The organism is Pseudomonas sp. B19(2017), assembly GCF_002113165.1.
GTDB lineage: Bacteria > Pseudomonadota > Gammaproteobacteria > Pseudomonadales > Pseudomonadaceae > Aquipseudomonas.
In genome coordinates this window covers 31,373-51,486 of the sequence record NZ_NEJR01000019.1, presented here as the reverse complement: position 1 = coordinate 51,486, position 20,114 = coordinate 31,373, and the positions used below count along the sequence as shown (strand labels likewise).

Here is a 20,114-nt window from a genome sequence, read left to right as displayed (position 1 = left end):
CAAAACCGTCAGGGCCGCTCGGCCGCCGAACCTTCCGCTGCCACCGGTTTGCCCGGCCCGGCTTCCTGGCGCCACTGCAGGGCAATCAGGATCAGGGTCGGCACACCCAGCAGCGCAGTGATCAGGAAGAAGTCGTGGTAACCGAACTTCTCCACCATGACCCCCGAATAACCCCCGATCAGCCTTGGTAGCAGCAGCATGATCGAGCTGAGCAACGCATACTGGGTAGCCGAGAACTTCAGGTTGGTCAGGCTCGACAGGTAAGCGACGAAGGCCGATGTGGCCAGGCCGGAGCTGAAGTTGTCCAGCGAGATGGTCACCACCAGCATTTGCAGGTTGGGGCCCATGTCAGCCAGCATCAGGAACAGGATATTGGTGGCGGCCGAAGCTGCGCCACCGATGAACAGGATCGGCATGATGCCGAAGCGCACGATCAGCAGGCCGCCCACCCCGGCACCGACCAGGGTCATGATCAGGCCGAAGATCTTGCTGACACTGGCGATCTGGTCCTTGGTGAAGCCCATGTCGATGTAGAACACGTTGGCCATCACGCCCATGACCGTGTCCGACATGCGATAGGTGGCGATCAGGCCGAGCAACAGCAAGGCTTGCCAGCGGTAGCGGGCGATGAAGTCGTTGACCGGGGTCAGCACCGGTGCCAGGCCGCGACGGCCCAGGCTCGACAGGCACGCCCAGGTCAGCAGCACGTACAGGATCAGGCGCAGGAAGGCGCGGTCTTCCAGCAGCAGGTCAAGGGGCGTGGCATCACCAGAAATGACGCTGGACCAGCCGGTATTGAACATCTGGGTAAAGCTGGCCGGTACCGACACCAGCAGGATGATCAGCACGAACACCGAGGCCAACTGGTGCACCAGCCCGTAGCGCGCCGCCGACAGCTGGGTGCGCATGGGTACGGGCGGCTCGCGCATGATCAGCGTGGTAAACACGGCGGGCAGCATCATCACCGCGAACATGACGTAGGTGCCGGCCCAGGCCTTGTGCAGGTAGCTGAAGCCGGTGGAACCGAACCACTCGGCGAAGAACAGTGCACCAGCCGTGGCCAGCAGGGCCGCCACCCGGTAGCCGGCCATATAACTGGCGGCGAGCGCGGCCTGGCGCTGGTCGTCGGCGATTTCCAGGCGGTAGGCATCGACGGCGATGTCCTGAGTGGCCGAAGCGAAGGCCACCAGCACCGCCAGGGCGATCAGCCATGACAGGTGCTGCTGCGGGTCGCACAGGCTCATGCCGACCAGCCCGATCACTACCAGCGCTTGCGACAATAGCAGCCACGAACGCCGGCGCCCCAGGCTGCCGAGCAGCGGCAGGCGCCATTGGTCAAGCAGTGGCGACCATACCCACTTGAAGGCGTAGGCGAGGCCGATCAGGCTGGCGTAACCAATGGTCTCGCGGGCCACGCCGGCTTCGCGCAGCCACACGGAAAGGGTGGAAAACACCAGCATGTAGGGCAGGCCGGCGGCGAAGCCGAGCAGCAAAAGTACCAAGGTTGACGGGCTGGCATAGGCAGCAAGCGCAGCGCGCCAGGTTTTACGGGGCATGGGCCAACATCTGCCTCAAATTTGCGAAAACAAAGCGCGCACTCTAACCGCTGTGCTCCATCGGGCGCCAGCCATGGCGCGTCATATCCACACGATTGTTGGCTACATTCACACCCTCCGCGCGCAGCCGCGCCCGTTGTTCATCCCCCGACGGGGTACCCAGTGCCAGGCTCAGCCGGCCACCAGCGCCAAGCACCCGATGCCAGGGCAGCCGAGTATGTGCTGGCAGTTGCCCAAGGGTGCGTCCGACCCAGCGTGCTGCCCGACCAAGCCCCGCCAGCTCGGCCAGTTGGCCATAACTGACCACCTTGCCGGCCGGCACCTGGCCGAGTACCGAATACAGCGCCGTTCGTCGGCCCTCGGCGGATTCCAGGGCATGCTCATATCCGTCAGACATCAGGCCCCCAGTGGGCTGCAGATGAAACCGGACCGACGGTCTGGCAAATGAGAGTTGAACTCAACGGCATGCTCCCGGTCTTTCCTTGCTCTGGTCGTGGTTATCTGGATAATGCCCGGCTTTTTTCGTCAAATCGAACCCGAAGTCCGCAAACAATAGCCCGCTTATGTATTCTAGATCCTTGTTGTGCCTGCTTGCTGTTTCCCTGTGCGCCTCCCCGGTGTTCGCCGACACCGTGTGGATGAAAAACGGTGACCGGCTCAGCGGCAAGATCAAAGTCTTCGATGGCGGCAAGCTGCTGCTGGAAACCCCCTATGGCGGTTCCATCGCCCTGGACTGGAAAGAAGTCCAGACCCTTGAGAGCGACCAGGAGATGCTGGTCAAGCAGGACGCCTACAGCGGTGAGCGTGCCAAGTCGCTGAAAGCCGCCGAGCCCGGCAAGGTGACCCTGGCCAATGGCGATGCGCCGAAGACCGTGGAGCTGGCCAGCATCGAGCAGATCATGAAGCCCAAACCTCTGGTGGAAGACTTCGTGTGGAAGGGCAACGTCGACGTGGCGCTGGACTACAAGCGCGCCGAGAACGACACCGACGACTATGACGTCGGCTTCAAGACCAGCGCCCGCCATGGCCGCTGGCGGCACAACGCCGAAGGCGAATACAACCGCGAGACGAAGGACGACGTCACCACCACCGACAACTGGAGTGCCGAGTACGCTTTGGACCGCTTCCTCACCGAGAAGTGGTTCTGGCAGGGGCGCATGGAGTACAAGCGCGACCGCGTCGAAGACCTGGCCCGCCAGCGCACCGTGGGTACCGGCCCGGGTTACCAGTTCTGGGACGACGAACTGGGCGCGTTCTCGCTGGGGTCGCTGATCAACCGCACCGACTTCGAATACCAGGATGGCGCCAAGGACAACTTCTATTCTGCGGCAGTGAAGTGGGATTACACCCGCTACCTGATTGGCAAGAACGTGCAGTTGTTCACCAACGGCGAGTTCGCCAAGCCACTGGGTGGCGTCGCCGACTACGCGCTGGATGCCGAGGTCGGCCTGCGCTACAAGGTCACCGAGTGGGCCTCGCTCAACCTCAAGGCGGAGAAGGACATCATCACCGGTACCCGTGAGAGTGACCTGGACAAGACCCGCTATACCGCAGGCTTTGGCGTTACCTGGTAGATCTTTGGGGCCGCATTGCGGCCCATCGCCGGCAAGCCAGCTCCCACAGGTACGGCACAGGCCTGGGCATTTCGCGGTTATTGTGGGAGCTGGCTTGCCGGCGAAAGGGCTGGGCAGCAGCCCCATTGGCACTGCATGATAATGCTATCTTGTGGCCACCCAGTCCGCCGCCAGGAGTTCCCCCAAGTGAGTACCAAAGCCATTCGCCCCGCCCGGGAGCTACTGCTCAAGGAATACCGCGGCGTGCTCTCGACCCATTCCAGGTCGATGCCCGGCTACCCCTTCGGTTCGGTCGTGCCGTACTGTCTGGACGCTCAGGGCAACCCGCTGATCCTGATCAGCCGCATCGCCCAGCACACCCACAACCTGCAGAAAGACCCCAAGTGCTCGCTGCTGGTCGGTGAGCGAGAAGCCGAGGACGTGCAAGCCGTGGGGCGCCTTACGGTAATGGGCGAAGCGCACAAGCTGGTGGACGAGGCTGCCATCGACGCTGCCGCCGAACGCTATTACCGCTATTTCCCGGACGCCGCCAACTACCACAAGGCCCACGACTTCGACTTCTGGGTGCTACAACCTGTACGCCACCGCTACATCGGCGGCTTCGGCGCGATCCACTGGCTCGACCAGGTGACCTTGGCCAACCCGTTCGCCGGCAAGGCCGAAGCGAGCATGGTCGAGCACATGAACAACGACCACGCCAACGCCATCGCCCATTATGTGGAGCTGACCGATTTGCCACGCCATGCGCCGGCGCAAATGGTCGGGGTGGACAGTGAAGGCATGCACTTGCGTATCGGCCAGGCGGTGTACTGGTTGCCTTTCCCTGATGCTTGCAACACGCCGACACAAGTCCGCGAAGCCCTGGTTTTGCTGGCCCGCGCCGACCAGTGGCCGGTTGCGACGGCAGTCGAGGGTTGAAAAGCCGAGCGCACGCATCCATCTGTTGGTCTTACAGGAAGGTTCTCTTCCGACGAGGAATGCTTTGATGCGTGCTTTTCTACTGCTGTTTCTCCTGTTTCCCGTGCTGGAGCTGTTCGTCTTCGTCAAGGTCAGTGCCGCCATCGGTTTCTTCCCGGCGCTGCTGCTGATCATCGCCGGCTCCGCGCTGGGTGTGCTGGTAATGCGCGTGGCCGGGCTGGCCACCGCGCTGCGCGCACGTGAAAGCCTGCAGCGTGGCGAGTTGCCTGCCGAGGACATGTTCCAGGGCATGATGCTGGCCGTGGGTGGCGGCCTGCTGTTGCTGCCAGGTTTCATCAGCGACGTGCTGGGCCTGCTGTGCCTGCTGCCATTCACCCGTCATCTGGCTGCGCGCAAGATGCGCGAGCGTGCCGAGGCGCAGACCATGCGCCAGCGTGCATTCCAGGACGACCCGTTCCAGGCACAGCCGCGTGATGGCGGGCACCGTCCGAACGTGATCGAAGGCGAATACGAACGCCGCGACAAGTAACAACCTGGGGCCGTTTCGCGCCCCTTTCGCGGCACAAGGCCGCTCCTGCAGAGTTCACGACCCCCTGTAGGAGCGGCCTTGTGCCGCGAAAGGGGCGCGAAGCGGCCCCAAGCTTTTCAGGCTAATGAAAAATTTTCTGAAACAAGCCTTGTAATTGAATATGGCGGCCTCATGTAGTGGTCACCGCAAGGTTTCTGGTGGCAACACCAGGCATAACTCAGGTGGTTCGCCCATTGCGGGCCACCCCCGGCAACGCCGGACAGCATCAACCCGCCGGTGTCACACCGGCCGATGAAAACCACTATTTGGGAGAGATCGACAATGAAGCTTCGTCCTCTGCATGACCGCGTAGTCATCCGTCGCAGCGAAGAAGAATCGAAAACCGCTGGCGGTATCGTCCTGCCAGGTTCGGCCGCTGAAAAACCAAACCGCGGCGAAGTTGTAGCCGTCGGCACCGGTCGCATCCTGGACAACGGCGAAGTTCGTGCGCTGGCCGTGAAAGTGGGTGACAAAGTGGTTTTCGGCCCTTACTCGGGCAGCAACACCGTGAAAGTCGATGGCGAAGACCTGCTGGTCATGGCCGAGAACGAAATCCTCGCCGTTATCGAAGGCTGATTTCCTGACTTCCCGTTACTCCAAAGAATTTCAAGGATTAAACGATCATGGCTGCTAAAGACGTAAAATTCGGCGATTCCGCTCGTAAGAAAATGCTGGTTGGTGTCAACGTTCTGGCTGACGCGGTAAAAGCGACCCTGGGCCCGAAAGGCCGCAACGTGGTGTTGGCCAAGAGCTTCGGCGCACCGACCATCACCAAGGACGGCGTTTCCGTCGCCAAAGAAATCGAGCTGAAAGACGCCTTCGAAAACATGGGCGCCCAGCTGGTCAAGGAAGTGGCTTCCAAGGCCAACGACGCTGCCGGTGACGGCACCACCACCGCTACCGTTCTGGCTCAGGCCATCGTCAACGAAGGCCTGAAAGCCGTCGCTGCCGGCATGAACCCGATGGACCTGAAGCGCGGCATCGACAAGGCCACCGCCGCCGTTGTCGCCGAGCTGAAGAACCTGTCCAAGCCATGCGCCGACTCCAAGGCCATCGCCCAGGTAGGTACCATCTCCGCCAACTCCGACAACTCCATCGGTGAAATCATCGCCGAAGCCATGGAAAAAGTCGGTAAAGAAGGCGTGATTACCGTTGAAGAAGGCTCGGGCCTGGAAAACGAACTGTCGGTCGTCGAAGGCATGCAGTTCGACCGTGGCTACCTGTCGCCGTACTTCGTCAACAAGCCGGACACCATGGTAGCCGAGCTGGAAGGCCCGCTGCTGCTGCTGGTCGACAAGAAGATTTCCAACATCCGTGAGCTGCTGCCAGTTCTGGAAGCCGTTGCCAAGGCCGGCCGCCCACTGCTGATCGTTGCCGAGGACGTTGAAGGCGAAGCCCTGGCTACCCTGGTAGTCAACAACATGCGTGGCATCGTCAAGGTTGCTGCGGTCAAGGCACCGGGCTTCGGCGACCGCCGCAAGGCCATGCTGCAGGACATCGCCGTCCTGACCGGCGGCCAGGTCATCTCCGAAGAAATCGGCCTGTCCCTGGAAACCGCTACCCTGGAGCACCTGGGTAACGCCAAGCGCGTCATCCTGTCCAAGGAAAACACCACCATCATCGACGGCGCTGGCGCCGACGGCGAGATCGAAGCGCGCGTCAAGCAGATCCGCGCCCAGATCGAAGAAACTTCCTCGGACTACGACCGTGAGAAGCTGCAAGAGCGTCTGGCCAAGCTGGCTGGCGGTGTTGCCGTGATCAAGGTCGGTGCCGGCACCGAAGTTGAAATGAAAGAGAAGAAAGCCCGCGTTGAAGACGCCCTGCACGCTACCCGTGCAGCCGTTGAAGAAGGCGTGGTGCCTGGCGGTGGTGTGGCCCTGGTTCGCTCCCTGGCTGCCATTGTCAACCTCAAAGGCGACAACGAAGACCAGAACGTCGGTATCGCCCTGCTGCGTCGCGCCGTTGAAGCGCCGCTGCGCCAGATCACTGCCAACGCCGGCGACGAGCCAAGCGTTGTCGCTGACAAGGTCAAGCAAGGTTCGGGTAACTTCGGTTACAACGCTGCCACCGGCGAATACGGCGACATGATCGAGATGGGCATCCTGGACCCAGCCAAGGTCACCCGTTCGGCGCTGCAAGCTGCTGCTTCGATCGGCGGTCTGATGATCACCACCGAAGCCATGGTTGCCGACCTGCCGGAAGACAAGCCAGCTGCTGGCATGCCTGACATGGGCGGCATGGGTGGCATGGGCGGCATGATGTAAGCCAGCCTTACCCCCAGCACCATCAAAAAGCCCCGGTTCGCGAGAACCGGGGTTTTTTTGTTTTCCTGTTGGGGGCCATTGGGGCTGCTGCGCAGCCCATCGCGACGCAAGGCCGCTCCTACAAGGGATCGCGTAACCTGTAGGAGCGGCCTTGTGTCGCGAAAGGGCCGCAAAGCGGCCCCTGGGTCAGGCGACGCTACGCTCAGCGGCAGGTACCTCAGCCATTCCCCGACGATACAGAACCAGGTAATACGACCCCAACCCGATCAACCAGCAGAACACAGCCGTCCACACGTTATGCGACAGGAAGTGTGCCCCCTGCATCATCCGCCCCAGTGAAAGCACCGACCCGGCCACGAAGGCCACCGCCAAGGCCGCCCGCGCCAGCCGCGGCTTGCGATCACGCAACATGAAGAACAGACCGAACAGGCAGAACCCGGTTGCCGCATGCCCGCCTGGCCAGCACAGCCCGGGCTTGTCGGTCGCCGGCCGCGGTTCCAGCAGCTTGCTGTAGGTCTCGGTGCCGCCAAACTGGGTCAGGCTCCACGGGCACTGCACCTGGGTGACCTTTTTCAGTGGCGTGACAAACGCCGTCGACAGGCCCAGCGCCAGCACCAGGCAACCCAGCTCACGGCGCCAGCCGAACAGGCGCTTCACGAAGAAACTGGCGGCAAAGGTCAGTAGCGAAAGCACGCCCAGCAGGATCACCATTTGCTTGACCCGGTCATGCAGGATGTTCTCCAGCAAATAGCTGTGGCGGCCGATGAACTGCCCGGCGGCAGGGTCGAAGAACAGGTTGGCAATGTCCATGTCGACCGAGGTCAGTTCCAGCAGGATCAAGCCCAGCGCGGTCGCCAAGGGGAGCCCCAGGTAAAGCCAGAAATTGAGCGGGCGAGGGCGGTTTGGTTGCTGCATGACGGCTCCAGGGCGCGAAAAAGATCGGGCATTGTCGACCGCCCGCTATCCTGTGTCCGTGAAGGATCAGTGAAAAAACCGTCAAGTGCGGTGAATTTTCCCCAGGGCTGGCACCCCGCCGGCATAGGCCTTAAGCTGCGCCTGCCGCGCACCACAGCGAGAAGCGCCGCACAGGAGAAACCGATGCGCATTCTTTTGGTTGAAGACAACCGCGATATCCTGGCCAACCTGGCCGATTACCTGGGCATGAAGGGCTATACCGTCGACTGCGCCCAGGATGGCCTGTCCGGCCTGCACCTGGCTGCCACCGAGCACTACGACCTGATCGTGCTCGACATCATGCTGCCCGGCATCGACGGCTACACCCTGTGCAAGCGCCTGCGCGAAGACGCTCGCCGGGACACGCCGGTGATCATGCTCACTGCCCGCGACCAACTGGATGACCGCCTGCAAGGCTTCCGCTCCGGTGCCGACGATTACCTGCTCAAGCCTTTCGCCCTGTCGGAGCTGGCCGCACGCATCGAAGCGGTGCTGCGTCGTGCCCAGGGCGGTGGGCGGCGTACCCTGCAGGTGGCTGACCTGAGCTACGACCTGGACACCCTGGAAGTTTCCCGCCAGGGCCGCCTGCTCAAGCTCAACCCGGTCGGCCTCAAGCTGCTGGCGGTGCTGATGCAGAAAAGCCCGCACGTGTTGCGCCGTGAAGTGCTGGAAGAAGCCCTGTGGGGCGATGATTGCCCCGACAGCGACAGCCTGCGCAGCCACGTGCACCAGCTGCGCCAGGTGATCGACAAGCCGTTCGAAAAACCGCTGCTGCATACCGTCCATGGCGTCGGCTATCGCCTCGCCGAGGGCCGTGATGGAGTTTAAGCAAAGCCTTGCCCAGCGCATCATCATCGCCTTTGCCCTGATGAGTGCGCTGGTGGCCGGGGCCTTCGCCTTCGGCATCGTCGGCACTGTGCACCTGGTCGAAGAACGGCTGATTTCCACGGTATTGGGCGGCGACTTGCAGCGTCTGCTGCGCATGGACAGCGTCAGTGACTGGAGCCACCGGCCCCGCCCCGACCAGCTGTTCTACTTCAGCGGCGGGCGTGACGATTTCGAACTGCCCAAAGACTTGCGCCACCTCGACCGAGGCTTCCATGAGGTGTTCCGCGACCAGCTGTCTTACCACGCCATGGTCGAGATCGTCGACGGTCGCCGTTATGTGCTGTTGCAGGACCAGAGTGACTTCGAGGAACGCGAACGGCTGCTGTTCGCGGTGGTGGTGGTAGGCTTCGTGCTCAGCCTGGTGCTGGCGGTCATTCTCGGCTGGCTGGTGGCGCGCCGGGTGATGGCACCGGTGATCCGCCTGGCGCGTCAGGTACGCCACCGCGACCAGCTGCTGGGCCTGGCCCCGCCCCTGGCGCCGGACTATGCCGCGGACGAAGTCGGCCAACTGGCGGTAGCTTTCGACGATACCTTGGGCCGCCTGCGCGATGCGCTGACCCGCGAACGGTTGTTCACCAGCGACGTCAGTCACGAGCTGCGCACGCCCTTGATGGTGCTGGCCACCTCGTGCGAACTGCTGATGGAAAACCCGACGCTGGACGCCCGTTCGCGTAGCCAGGTGGAGCGTGTGGCGCGGGCCACGGAAGAAATGCGCGAACTGGTCAAGACCTTCCTGATGCTGGCCCGGGCACAGCGCGACGAGGGTGCGGTGGCTTCGCGGGCTACCCTTCGCGAAGTGGCTGACGAACTGGTCGGCGTTTGGCGCGACACTATCGAGCAGAAGGGCCTGGCGCTGTATTTCGATGGCCGCGTCAGTGCCAGCCCGGTGCTGTACAACGCCACCTTCCTGCAGTCGGTGATGGGCAACCTGCTGCGCAATGCCGCGCACTACACCGATAGCGGCTATATCCGCCTGAGCCTGGAAGCCAATGGCTTCAGCGTGGAGGACAGTGGCGTGGGTATCCCGGAAGAACAGCGCGAGGCCATGTTCCGGCCGTTCGTGCGCGGCGACGAGCGACGCGGCGAGGGGCTGGGCCTGGGCCTGTCGCTGGTACAGCGGATCTGCGACGATCAGGGGTGGCAGGTCACCCTGACCTCGACCTTGCCGCACGGCTGCCGCTTCAGGGTGGACCTTAGCAATACCGCAGCCAAGGGCGACCCGGAGGCGTTGGTCGAGTAATCAGTTGTAACAGGTCATTCGGGGCTCAACATATTTTTCACATGAGCATGACCTGATTCCTACGCTTGCTTACCTAATGTGGGCGGAATGGAGTCAGGAGATGCCCAATGCGTAGCCCCATCAAGCTTGAATTTTCCGAGAAGTACGACAAAGAACATGCCCGCGAGTACTTTCTCAAGCACCAGGACGGCCTGGCGCGGCGCCTTTCCCACAAGCGTGATGAGCAACTGGCGCGTCGCGCCTTGGCATTGGCAGGTGAACCTGGCCTGGTCCTCGACCTGCCATGTGGTGCGGGCCGCTTCTGGCCGTTGCTGGCAGAAAAGCCCAACCGAGTGATCATCGGCGCCGACAACTCCGAAGCGATGATCGAGACAGCCTGTACCGCGCAAGCGCCAGAGGTAGTGGCACGGGTACGTCCTTTGCAAACTTCCGCGTTTGCCATCGACTTGCCAGACAACTCGGTGGACAGCATTTTCTGCATGCGCCTGTTCCACCACATTGGCGAAGCGGCGCACAGAAAGACCATTCTTTCGGAATTTCAACGTGTTAGCCGTGATAGTGTGATCCTGTCACTGTGGGTGGATGGTAACTTCAAGGCCTGGCGCCGGAAAAAGCTGGAACAGCGCCGCAGCGCCAGGAAGGGCGACCAGGACAATTACCAGAACCGTTTTGTGTTACCGGCCGACACGGTCGAAGAAGAATTTCGAGCCGCCGGCTTCAGAATCCAGGAACGCCTCGACTTCCTGCCGTTCTATGCCATGTGGCGGGTCTATGTATTGCGTAAGGGGTAGTATTTGATGGCTGTAGCCCAGAGAGGGGAGTCGCGGTTCGATTTTTACTGGCGCCAGCAGGGCGAGTGGGTCGAGGAGCCTAACCAGCGCCGTGGTGGCGAGAGTGGTGTGCAACGCCTCGACGATGGCAACGGCAAGCTGCTGTATGCCAAGCGTCAGGTCGGGCATATCTACCGTAGCCTGCTGCACCCTTTTGGCCGGCCGACCGTGTTGCGTGAGCTCGATGCTTTGAACAGCTTCGAGCAACTGGGCGTGCGTGTACCGCGCATCGTCTTCTGTGGCGCCGAGCGTGGTGCCGACCACCAGTGGCGTGCGCTGCTGGTCAGCGAAGCACTCGACGGCTTCGTCGAACTCGACACCTGGCATGCCGAAGGTGCCCGCGAGCGTTACCCACAGGTGGTGCATGAGCGCATGCTCAAGGACCTGGCGGACAACCTGGCGCGCATGCACCTGGGGCACTGGCAGCACGGCTGCCTGTACGGCAAGCACGTGTTCGTCAAGGTGGTGGGTGAAGGCGAACAGGCCCGGGTCGAGGTTGCCCTGCTGGACCTGGAAAAATGCCGGCGGCGCATCAGCTGTCAGCGCGCAGCGGGCAATGACCTGCGCCAGCTGCGCCGCCACTCGTCGATCAATGACGCAGAATGGCAAACCCTGCTCTATTTTTACCAGATGGCGTTTGGCAGCGCTGTCAAAGGGTTAGAGCAATGAAACTAGAAATAGCTCGAGCTTTGTTCCTGGTAGCTGGCCTGGCGGTGACCACCGTGGCGGTGGCGGCCTGGGAGGAGCCGAGGCCAACAGTGTTCAGCAAGGCCGAACTGGCCGACCAGTGCGCGTTGCCGCGGGATGTGAAATCGCAGCAACAGGCCAAGGTCGCGCCGGATCAGGACCTGCTGCTGTTCCTGTTCGGCATGCGCCAGGGGTTGCGGCCGTTCGGTTGAGCCCGGTGTAGATGGATGCCAGAGGCCTCGCGATTGCGGGGCCTCTGGCATTTTTGCTTCTGCCTTGCCGGCCTCTTCGCGGGCTTGCCCGCTCCCACAGGTACTGCACAAAACCCGAACCTGACGCTGTACCTGTGGGAGCGGGCGAGCCCGCGAAGAGGCCGGATCAGGCTACAGCGGGTTCCCTGGCTTTCGCCTTGTGCGCAAACAAGGTGTAGACGCAAGGCAACACAAACAGGGTAAACAGCGTGCCGATCGACATACCGGTGGCAATCACCGTGCCGATGTCAAAGCGGCTGACCGCCCCCGCCCCGGTTGCCAGAATCAGCGGCACCATGCCGAATACCATCGCCGCCGTGGTCATCAGCACCGGGCGTAGGCGAATCGCCGCAGCTTCCTCGATCGCCTCACGCACGCTCAGGCCGCGTTCCTCGCGCAGCTGGTTGGCGAACTCGACAATGAGAATGCCGTGCTTGCTGATCAGCCCGATCAGCGTTACCAGCCCCACCTGGGTGTAGATGTTCATGCTCGATAGACCAAGGAACAGCGGCAACAGCGCGCCACAGATCGACAACGGCACCGTCACCAGAATCACCAGCGGGTCGCGGAAGCTTTCGAATTGCGCCGCCAGCACCAGAAAGATGATTGCCAACGCCAGGCCGAAGGTTACCCACAGTGCGCTGCCTTCCTGCACGTACTGGCGGGCCACGCCGGCATAGTCGAAAGCGAAGCCTTCCGGCGCCTCTTCGCGGGCGATAGCCTGTACGGTCTGCAGCGCCTCGCCGAGGCTGACCATGGGCACACCCTGGATGATTGCCGAGTTCAGTTGCTGGAACTGGTTGAGCTGGCGCGGGCGGGCGCGGTCGCTGAGGGTGATCAGGGTGGATAGCGGTAGCAACTGGCCCTGGTCGTTCTTCACGTAGTAGTTGTTCAGCCAGCCGGGGTTGTCGCGGTAAGGCCGCTCGACCTGGGCGATCACTTTGTAACTGCGGCCTTCGAGGGTGAAACGGTTGATCTCCGCCTCGCCCAGCAAGGTCGCCAGGGTGCTGCCCAAGGTGTCCATCGACACGCCCATCTGCGCCGCCTTGGCCCGGTCGATATCCACCACTACTTCGGGCTTGTCGAAGGCCAGGTCAATGTCGAGGAAGGCGAACTTGCCGGATTCCTGGGCACGAGCCTTGATGCGCTGGGCCACATCCAGCAGTGCCGGGTAGTCACCAGCGCTGTTGATCACGAACTGGAATGGCAGGCCCTCGCCGGTGCCGGGCAGCGACGGCAGGTTGAAGCCGAATATCTGCAGACCGCTGATTTCCTCAAGCTTGCGCTGTACCAGCGGCAGCAGTTCCATCTGCGTGCGCTCGCGCTCGTTCCAGGGCTTGAGCAGGAAGCCGCCGATGCCGGTCTGCACGCCGTTGAAACCGTTGATCTGGAACGACGAGTAATACTCGGGGAACGCCTTGAACAGCGGGGTGAACTGGTCGGTGTAGGCGTTGAGGTAATCAAGGTTGGCCGGCTGCGGCGAGCTGCTCATCATGAAGATCACGCCCTGGTCCTCGTTGGGCGCCAGTTCGTTCTGGGTAAACTTCAGCAGTACCGGAATCAGGCATAGGATGATAACGGCAAACACCAGCACGACCGGCCGGCTGTCGAGGGTGGCGTGCAACAGACGCTGGTAGCGCACCTTCAGGCGTTCGAACAGCACGTCCAGGCGATGGGCCAGGCCACTGGGGTTCTGCTCCCGGCGCAACAACAGCGCGCACATCATCGGTGACAGGGTGAGGGCGACGATGCCGGAGATGATCACCGCACCGGCCAAGGTCAGGGCAAACTCCTTGAACAGTGCGCCGGTAAGCCCGGTCAGGAAGCCGATCGGCGCGTACACTGCCGCCAGGGTGATGGTCATCGACACCACCGGCATGGCGATTTCGCGGGCACCCTCGAGGGCCGCTTCGAACGGCGACTTGCCTTCCTCCATGTGCCGGTGGATGTTCTCTACCACGACGATCGCATCGTCCACCACCAGCCCGATGGCCAGCACCATGGCTAGCAGGGTCAGCAGGTTGAGCGAGTAACCCATCATCTGCATGAAGAACAGCACGCCGATCATCGACAGCGGGATGGTCACCACCGGGATCAGCACCGAACGCAGGGCGCCGAGGAACAGAAACACCACGACGATGACGATCAGCACGGCTTCACCGAGGGTCTTGATCACTTCGTCGATGGAGGCCTGGATGAACAGCGTGGCGTCGTAGGCGATCGATACCTTCAGCGCCGAGGGCAGCTGGCTTTCCAGCTCGGGCATGATGCGCCGAACTTCCTTGATGACGTCCAGCGGGTTGGCGGCTGGCGTGGCCTTGATGCCGATGTACACCGATGGGGTGCCGTCGAACGAGCTGACCGTGTCGTAGTTTTCTGCCCCCATCTCGACCCGTGCCACGTCGCCCAACAGCACGCGGCTGTCACCATTGATCTTGACCGGCAGGGCGGCGAACGCCTCGGCCGACTTCAGTTCGGTGCTGGCGTTGATGCTGGTGACCACGTATTCGCCTTTTACCTCGCCGGCGGCAGAGAGGAAGTTGTAGCGCCGCACGGCGTTGGTCACATCGGTGGCCGACAGGCCGAAGCCTGCCAGTTTCACCGGGTCGATCCAGATGCGCATGGCGAACACCTGGTTGCCGAGGATCTCCGCTTCGGCCATGCCCGGCAGGGTTGCCAGCTTGGGCTGGATCACCCGCGACAGGTAGTCGGTGATTTGCGGGTTGCTCATCTCCTTGCTGTAGAAACTGATGTACATCAGTGCCGACGCATCGGCGGCTTCCTTGCTCAGTACCGGGTCTTCCGAGTCCTGCGGCAGCTTGTTGCGTACTTCGTTGGCCTTGGCCAGCAGCTCGGTGAACAACCGGTCGCTGTCAGCGCCGATGCGTGCGTAGATGGAGATGATCGAGAAATTCTGCCGGCTCACCGAGGTCATGTAGTCGATGCCTTCGGCGCTGGCCAGGCTTTGCTGCAGCGGCTGGGTGATATAGCCCTGGATGGTCTCGGCGTTGGCACCGGGGTAGGCGGTGGTTACCGTGATCAGGGCGTTTTCCATTTGCGGGTACTGGCGGATCTGCAGCTTGTTCCAGGCCTGGAAGCCCAGCAGCAGGATCAGCAGGCTGACCACGCTGGCCAGCACCGGGCGACGGATGAACGGGTCGGTGAACGCCATGCCAGCCTCCTGTCAGTCCTTGCCCGGCGCGCCCTGGGCGGGCTTGAGGGCTTTGTCCTGGCCGATGCGGATCGCGGCGCCGGGGGTGAGCTTCAGTTGGCCGGCGGTGACCACCTGTTCCCCGGCCTGCAACCCCTTGCTGACCACCACCACGCCGTCACGGCGCTCGCCGGTCTGTACCGTGCGCTGTTCTGCGGTGAGCTGCGGCTGGCCCTTGTCGTCGTTTACCGGCTTGCCGTCCTTGTCCTTTTTCGGCGTGGCGACATACACCGAGTTGCCATAGAGGGTGTAGGTGATGGCGCTTTCCGGCACGACTACTTGTGGCTGCGGGTTGGGCAGCAGGATCAGCAGGCTGGCGAACATGCCCGGCAGCAACTTGCCGTCCGGGTTGGCCATGGTCGCGCGCACCAGCAGGTTGCGCGTGGTTTCCTCGACCTTGGGGTTGATGGCGCTGAGGCTCGCGGGGAAGGTCTGGCCCGGGTAGGCGGCTACCTGCACCAGCACCTGCTGGCCCAGGCTCAGGCGAGGCAGGGCTTGTTCCGGTACGTTGAAGTCGACGTACAGGCTGGAGGTGTCCTGCAGGGTGGCGATCACCGTGCCGGCGGCCAGATAGTCGCCGACGTCCACCTGGCGAATGCCGATGGTGCCGCTGAACGGGGCGCTGATGCTTTTCTTGGTCTTCGATGCCTTGAGCTGGTCGACCACCGCCTGATTGCGCCGATACTGGGCGGTGAGGCGGTCGAACTCGCCGCGGGAAATGGCCGAGTCACCGACCAGCTGGCTGCCACGGCCGAAATCGACCTTGGCCAGGCCGAGGTCGGCCTGGGCGGTGCCGAGCAGGGCGGTTTCCTGGTCGTCGTTGAGTTGCAGCAGCAGTTGCCCGGCCTTGACCTGCTGGCCCGAGTCGAAGTGCAGCGCCTTGACGATGCCTTCCACCTCCAGGCTCAGTTCCACGCCCTGTAGCGCCTTGAGGCTGCCAACGGCGGGCAGGCGCTCTTGCCATGGGCGCTGTTCGGCCAAGGCGGCCGCCACGGTGATGGGCGGCTTGGGGGCAGTGAACATCTGGATCTGCTGGTAGATCGAAAAGGCTTTGTAGCCCCCTAGGGCCAGCACGATCAGCAGAACCACGGCCAACATGGTGAGCATGCGGCGGCGCAGCATAGGTCCGGTTCCTTGGATGCGGTTGTTATTCGTTTAGACACGACAACGGGCGATCCTGCCCACGTGGTTGGGGGAATTATTGACTGTTTTCTGGGGGAAGGGGAGTGAAATGCCTGTGCTGGCCTCTTCGCGGGCACGCCCGCTCCCACAGGAACCGCGCAGTCAGCGGGTTACGCGGTCCCTTATAGAAAAAATCAGACCAGATGCAGGTGGTTGTCCCAGAACCCGGACGGCAGGTTCATCGGTTGCCCGACCAGCTCGGCCTTGCGGCAATCATAGAACCGGCAACGGCCCTGCCCGGAGGTGACGACAAAACCGTCCTGCACCGCGCCCACCCCCGCGCAATCGGGCATCGGCGCATCCAGCCGCACCGCGCCGCTGTCCAGGTCCCATATGAACAGGCGGTTGGCCCGTGGCGCGGTCAGCGCTACCAGCCGCAGCTCGCTGTGGATAGCCACGCTGGCGGTGTACTGGGCCATGGCCTGCAACTGCCGCTCCGGCACCGGGAAAGCTTTGAATGGTTCGCCCGGGCGCTTGATCGCCAGCAGTTCGGCGGTTTCATCGGCATCGCCCATGAATTGCTGGCAGGCGGCGATGGTGCCATCGCTACCCACCGCCAGGTGGCGCACGCTGTTCATCTGCTGGGCCAGGGTTTCCTTGCTCAGCAGGGTGCCGTCGCGCTGCATCAGCACCAGGCTCGGTTCCATGGCGTCGAGGTTCATCTCCACCCGGCTTTCGGCTTCGGTGCGGATACCGCCGTTGGCCACGACCAGCGTCTCGCCGTCCGGCAACCAGGCCACTTCGTGCGGGCCGATGCCGTGGGTCGGAATTTCGCCGCTGTGCACAAGGCGCTCGCCTTCGAAGCGGTACACGCCGAGTACGCCACGCCCCGGGTCGGTGGTGTCGTTCTCGGTGGCATACAGCCATTCGCCGCTTTTGTGAATGACCGCGTGGCCGTAGAAGTGCCGGTTCGGCTGCGAGGTGACGGTCTGCAGCAGGCGCCCGTCGCGCAGGTCGACCAGGTAGCTTTCGGTGCCGGGACGGCGGGCGACGAACAGGGCGATCGGCAGTTGCGGGTGATGGATGATGGCATGGCAACGTTGGGCAACCTGGGTGCTGAACACCTGGGTGCCGTCCAGGCGGAACCCGACCGCATAGTGCTTTCCGTCGCCGTCGTCACGCGCCGACAGCAGCAGGGGCTCGCTGCCTTTGTTGCGGAACAGGCTCCAGCCGCCCAGGGTGAGGGCGCTGAGCAATACGCTACCGAGTTTGAGGGCCTGGCGTCGCAGCATGATCAGTCACCGTCGTTGGCATTGAAGCCCAGCTGGATGTTCAACGCCTTGGCCAGCTCGCCTTCGTGCAAGCGGTGGACGGCGTTGAGGCTGTCGTAGATCTGGTTCAGGGTTTGCTGACCGGCGTCGTCGGCCAGCAGCTCGCCCAGGGTCTTCTGGTTGTCGGCCAGCAGCTTGAGCGAGGCAGCGTAGGCGGCGTCGATCTTGTCCGCCAGGGCTTTCTGGTCGCTGGACAGCAAGCCGCGCAGGCCCTGGTTGTCGACCCCGACCCAGACTGCTTCGGCGGCCTTGAGGCTGGCCTCCAGGCTCTTCAGCGAGCTGTGGCTGCGCCAGGCTTCGGCCTGCAGTGGCTGCGGGATACCCTTGCTCTGACGGCCCATCGGCGCACCGAGTTTTTTCTTCAGGCTGTCCAGGGCGGTGACCTGGGCGCGCAGCAGGTCGGCGATGGCCTCGTGGGAGTCGGCGTAGCGCTGGTTGGGGAACTTGGTCATCTGCGAGAGCATGCCGTCAGTGCTGTTCCAGCCCTTGAGGATCTCTTCGGCCAAGGCCTTCTGGTGTTCACCGATGGCCACCAGCAACGGGCAGTAGCGGGCTTTCTGCTCGGCAGTGGCGATGTCCGGCTTGCTGTCGAACAGGATGTACTCGTAGGCCGACAGGCCACGTACCACCACGCTGGCCTTGCCCAGGGCCGCGGCATCGACCGGCTGGTCGGCGTTGACCAGTTGCTCGACCTGGCGGCCGACCAGGTTCTTCTTGTCGGGCCAGAACTGTACCTGCCAGGCGCGGTTGCCTTCGGCCAGCGGGCCGACCAGCAGCGGTTGCAACTCGGCCCAGGCCTTTTGCGCGTTGAGGAAGTCGGCGCGAGCCTTGTCCAGGGTTTCCTTGCCTTCGCAGTAGGCCAGGGCGCTGGCGGCCAGAGTGCGGTCGGCCTCGACCCAGCGGCTGTAGGTGGGCAGGATCACCTGTTTGGCGATGGCAGCGGAGGTCACGGCTTGCGGGTCCTGCGGTGAGCAGGCGCCGAGGGCGAGTGCGGCGAGGCTGGTGAACAACAGTTTGGGTCGGAACATGCCCGGCTCCTTTGCGCTTTTTAAAGTGAGTTCAGGAACGCCAGCAACGCGGCACGCTGCTCGGCATTGAAAGTGAGTACGAAGTTGCGTGCCGCCTCGGCCTCGCCACCGTGCCAGAGCACGGCTTCGAGCAGGTTGCGGGCACGGCCGTCGTGCAGGAACTGGCTGTGGCCACTGACCGTCTCGCTCAGGCCTATGCCCCACAGTGGCGGGGTGCGCCAGTCCTGGCCGTTGGCAGCGAATTCGGTGCGCTCGTCGGCCAGCCCCGGGCCCATGTCATGCAACAGCAGGTCGCTGTAGGGGCGGATCAGCTGGTTGGCCAGCTCCGGCTCGGCGGCATTGGCGGCGGTGGTGAACTGCGGCGTGTGGCAGCCCTGGCAGCCGGCCTGGTAGAACAGGTTCTTGCCCGCCAGCACCTGCGGCGAGCCTACGTCGCGGCGGGCCGGCACGGCCAGGTTGCGGGTGTAGAAGGTGACCAGCCGCAGGATGTTGTCGCTGACTTCCTTCTCGCCATCGGCACCGTCGCCGTTGGGCGCGGCCAGGCAGTCGGCCTGCGCCGGCGTGCAGTCATCGTTGGGCTGCAGGGTGGTGGTCAGGCCCATGTCGCCGGCAAAGGCGTGCACGTTCTGCTGGTTGACATTGGGCTGCCCGGCCTTCCAGCCGAAGCGGCCGACCACGGTCTTGCCCTGGGCGTCGTCCCACACCCGGTTGGCCCGGCCGCGGATACCGTCGTGGTTGCGGTCGTCGGGGTCTTCATTGGCCAACAGGTCGTTTTCAGGGATGGCTTCGAGCAGGCCCAGGCCGATCATCGGCGGCGCCACCCGTGCCGAAAAGCGCGTGTCAGGGTGCATCACGCCATAGCCGAGCTGGGTGATCTGCAGGGCCGGCTTGCGCAACTCGACCTGGTGGCCGTCCTCGAACGACACCGTTTCGCTGGTGTAGCTCACCCGCACCTTGCCTTCCGGCGTCACGCCGGGGATGGCCATGTCCTGCAACTGGGTACCATAGACTGGCTCCGGCACCACGCCGAGGCGTTCGACCACCTTGGCCAGGTAGGGCTGGTCGGGGATCGACAGGCGTACCAGCATCGATACGGCGTTGCTGTCGCCCGGCTCTGGCGGGTGACCGCGGCCGTCGCGCACGTGGCAGTTCTGGCAGGCATTGGTGTTGAACAACGGGCCCAGGCCGTCACGGGCGGTGGTGGTGGACGGGGCGATCACCCAAGGGTTGCGGAAGAAGCTGTTGCCGACGGCGAAGTCCAGGCGCCGCTCGGGCGAAAGGTTGGCCGAGGGCAGGGAATAGGCATTGCGGTCAGTGCGCTGCACGGTGGCTTTGCCGCCCGACAACGCTTCGCCAGGCTCGGCCTGGGTGAAACGCGGGGCGTCGTCACAGGCGGTGAGGGCAAAGGCCAGCAGCAGCGGGGAGAGTCGGGGCAGCGACAAGGACATCGAGAATCCTGGGCGTGAGCGAAAAACCGGCGTGCAAGCTTAGCAGGGTGATGAAGTTTGAATAAGAGCAATTTGCAATTGCTGGATGAAATCGGTGTCAGTTGGCCATGTTCATTTGTTGCCTGTGCCGGCCTCTTCGCGGGTGAACCCGCTCCCACAGGGACTGCATCGTGCTGTAGGAGCAGCCTTGTGCTGCGAAGGGGGCAGTATGACAAGAGGTTTTCTGTGGCGGAAATGGCCTCTT

At 63.2% G+C, this 20,114-nt stretch carries 18 protein-coding genes; 10 read left to right on the top strand and 8 right to left on the bottom strand.

The features are described from left to right. Positions 1-8: 8 nt before the first annotated feature. Both CAF70_RS21750 and CAF70_RS21745 read right to left on the bottom strand, forming a co-directional pair. Complete coding sequence (locus CAF70_RS21750; RefSeq protein ID WP_085626528.1) at positions 9-1,556, bottom strand: AmpG family muropeptide MFS transporter; 1,548 nt, start codon at positions 1,554-1,556, stop codon at positions 9-11. Between the two features lie 43 nt (positions 1,557-1,599). Further along, positions 1,600-1,953 (bottom strand): MGMT family protein, encoded by a 354-nt coding sequence (locus CAF70_RS21745; protein ID WP_085626529.1) that lies wholly within the window; start codon positions 1,951-1,953, stop codon positions 1,600-1,602. 166 nt (positions 1,954-2,119) lie between these two features. Here CAF70_RS21745 and CAF70_RS21740 point away from each other — a divergent pair, with 166 nt between their 5' ends. The 5 genes from CAF70_RS21740 to groL all read left to right on the top strand — a co-directional run bounded on the left by CAF70_RS21740 (position 2,120) and on the right by groL (position 6,880). After that, complete coding sequence (locus tag CAF70_RS21740) at positions 2,120-3,130, top strand: DUF481 domain-containing protein (RefSeq protein ID WP_085626530.1); 1,011 nt, start codon at positions 2,120-2,122, stop codon at positions 3,128-3,130. 186 nt (positions 3,131-3,316) lie between these two features. Beyond that, positions 3,317-4,048 carry a HugZ family protein gene (locus tag CAF70_RS21735; protein WP_085626531.1) on the top strand — a complete coding sequence of 244 codons (732 nt, stop codon included), beginning with the start codon at positions 3,317-3,319 and terminating at the stop codon, positions 4,046-4,048. A 67-nt stretch (positions 4,049-4,115) separates the two neighbouring features. Next, complete coding sequence (locus CAF70_RS21730) at positions 4,116-4,577, top strand: FxsA family protein (RefSeq protein ID WP_085626532.1); 462 nt, start codon at positions 4,116-4,118, stop codon at positions 4,575-4,577. A 321-nt stretch (positions 4,578-4,898) separates the two neighbouring features. Continuing rightward, positions 4,899-5,192: a co-chaperone GroES gene (locus tag CAF70_RS21725; RefSeq protein WP_003260750.1), complete on the top strand. Its 294-nt coding sequence runs from the start codon at positions 4,899-4,901 to the stop codon at positions 5,190-5,192. A gap of 47 nt (positions 5,193-5,239) precedes the next feature. Next, positions 5,240-6,880 (top strand): chaperonin GroEL, encoded by a 1,641-nt coding sequence (groL, locus tag CAF70_RS21720; protein ID WP_085626533.1) that lies wholly within the window; start codon positions 5,240-5,242, stop codon positions 6,878-6,880. Between the two features lie 186 nt (positions 6,881-7,066). Here the strand turns inward: groL and CAF70_RS21715 are convergent, their stop codons facing one another. After that, the gene (locus CAF70_RS21715) at positions 7,067-7,795 is read right to left on the bottom strand and encodes a phosphatase PAP2 family protein (RefSeq protein WP_085626534.1); all 729 of its coding nucleotides are present in this window, start codon (positions 7,793-7,795) and stop codon (positions 7,067-7,069) included. A gap of 183 nt (positions 7,796-7,978) precedes the next feature. On the opposite strand from CAF70_RS21715, the gene colR reads away from it, so the two are divergent. The 5 genes from colR to CAF70_RS21690 all read left to right on the top strand — a co-directional run bounded on the left by colR (position 7,979) and on the right by CAF70_RS21690 (position 11,691). Beyond that, the gene (gene colR, locus CAF70_RS21710) at positions 7,979-8,662 is read left to right on the top strand and encodes a two-component system response regulator ColR (protein WP_063913285.1); all 684 of its coding nucleotides are present in this window, start codon (positions 7,979-7,981) and stop codon (positions 8,660-8,662) included. Further along, a complete protein-coding gene (locus tag CAF70_RS21705) occupies positions 8,652-9,962 on the top strand; it encodes a HAMP domain-containing sensor histidine kinase (RefSeq protein WP_085626535.1) in 1,311 nt (436 codons plus the stop codon). Before colR ends, CAF70_RS21705 begins: the two co-directional genes overlap by 11 nt. 107 nt (positions 9,963-10,069) lie before the next feature. Next, a complete protein-coding gene (locus CAF70_RS21700; RefSeq protein ID WP_025340527.1) occupies positions 10,070-10,753 on the top strand; it encodes a class I SAM-dependent methyltransferase in 684 nt (227 codons plus the stop codon). 6 nt (positions 10,754-10,759) lie between these two features. After that, positions 10,760-11,461, top strand: coding sequence for a lipopolysaccharide kinase InaA family protein (locus CAF70_RS21695; RefSeq protein WP_085626536.1), 702 nt, complete (start codon positions 10,760-10,762; stop codon positions 11,459-11,461). Further along, complete coding sequence (locus CAF70_RS21690) at positions 11,458-11,691, top strand: hypothetical protein (RefSeq protein WP_085626537.1); 234 nt, start codon at positions 11,458-11,460, stop codon at positions 11,689-11,691. Before CAF70_RS21695 ends, CAF70_RS21690 begins: the two co-directional genes overlap by 4 nt. A 166-nt stretch (positions 11,692-11,857) precedes the next feature. Here the strand turns inward: CAF70_RS21690 and CAF70_RS21685 are convergent, their stop codons facing one another. The 5 genes from CAF70_RS21685 to CAF70_RS21665 form a co-directional block, all read right to left on the bottom strand. Beyond that, positions 11,858-14,902 carry a multidrug efflux RND transporter permease subunit gene (locus CAF70_RS21685; RefSeq protein WP_085626538.1) on the bottom strand — a complete coding sequence of 1,015 codons (3,045 nt, stop codon included), beginning with the start codon at positions 14,900-14,902 and terminating at the stop codon, positions 11,858-11,860. A gap of 12 nt (positions 14,903-14,914) precedes the next feature. Next, complete coding sequence (locus CAF70_RS21680) at positions 14,915-16,063, bottom strand: efflux RND transporter periplasmic adaptor subunit (protein ID WP_085626539.1); 1,149 nt, start codon at positions 16,061-16,063, stop codon at positions 14,915-14,917. Between the two features lie 194 nt (positions 16,064-16,257). Then, the gene (locus CAF70_RS21675) at positions 16,258-17,355 is read right to left on the bottom strand and encodes a DUF1513 domain-containing protein (RefSeq protein WP_085626540.1); all 1,098 of its coding nucleotides are present in this window, start codon (positions 17,353-17,355) and stop codon (positions 16,258-16,260) included. 2 nt (positions 17,356-17,357) lie between these two features. Further along, positions 17,358-18,422 (bottom strand): imelysin family protein, encoded by a 1,065-nt coding sequence (locus CAF70_RS21670; RefSeq protein WP_085626541.1) that lies wholly within the window; start codon positions 18,420-18,422, stop codon positions 17,358-17,360. Positions 18,423-18,442: 20 nt separating this feature from the next. Beyond that, on the bottom strand, positions 18,443-19,870 hold the full coding sequence (locus CAF70_RS21665; RefSeq protein ID WP_085626542.1) for a di-heme oxidoredictase family protein: 1,428 nt from the start codon (positions 19,868-19,870) through the stop codon (positions 18,443-18,445). Positions 19,871-20,114: the final 244 nt, after the last annotated feature.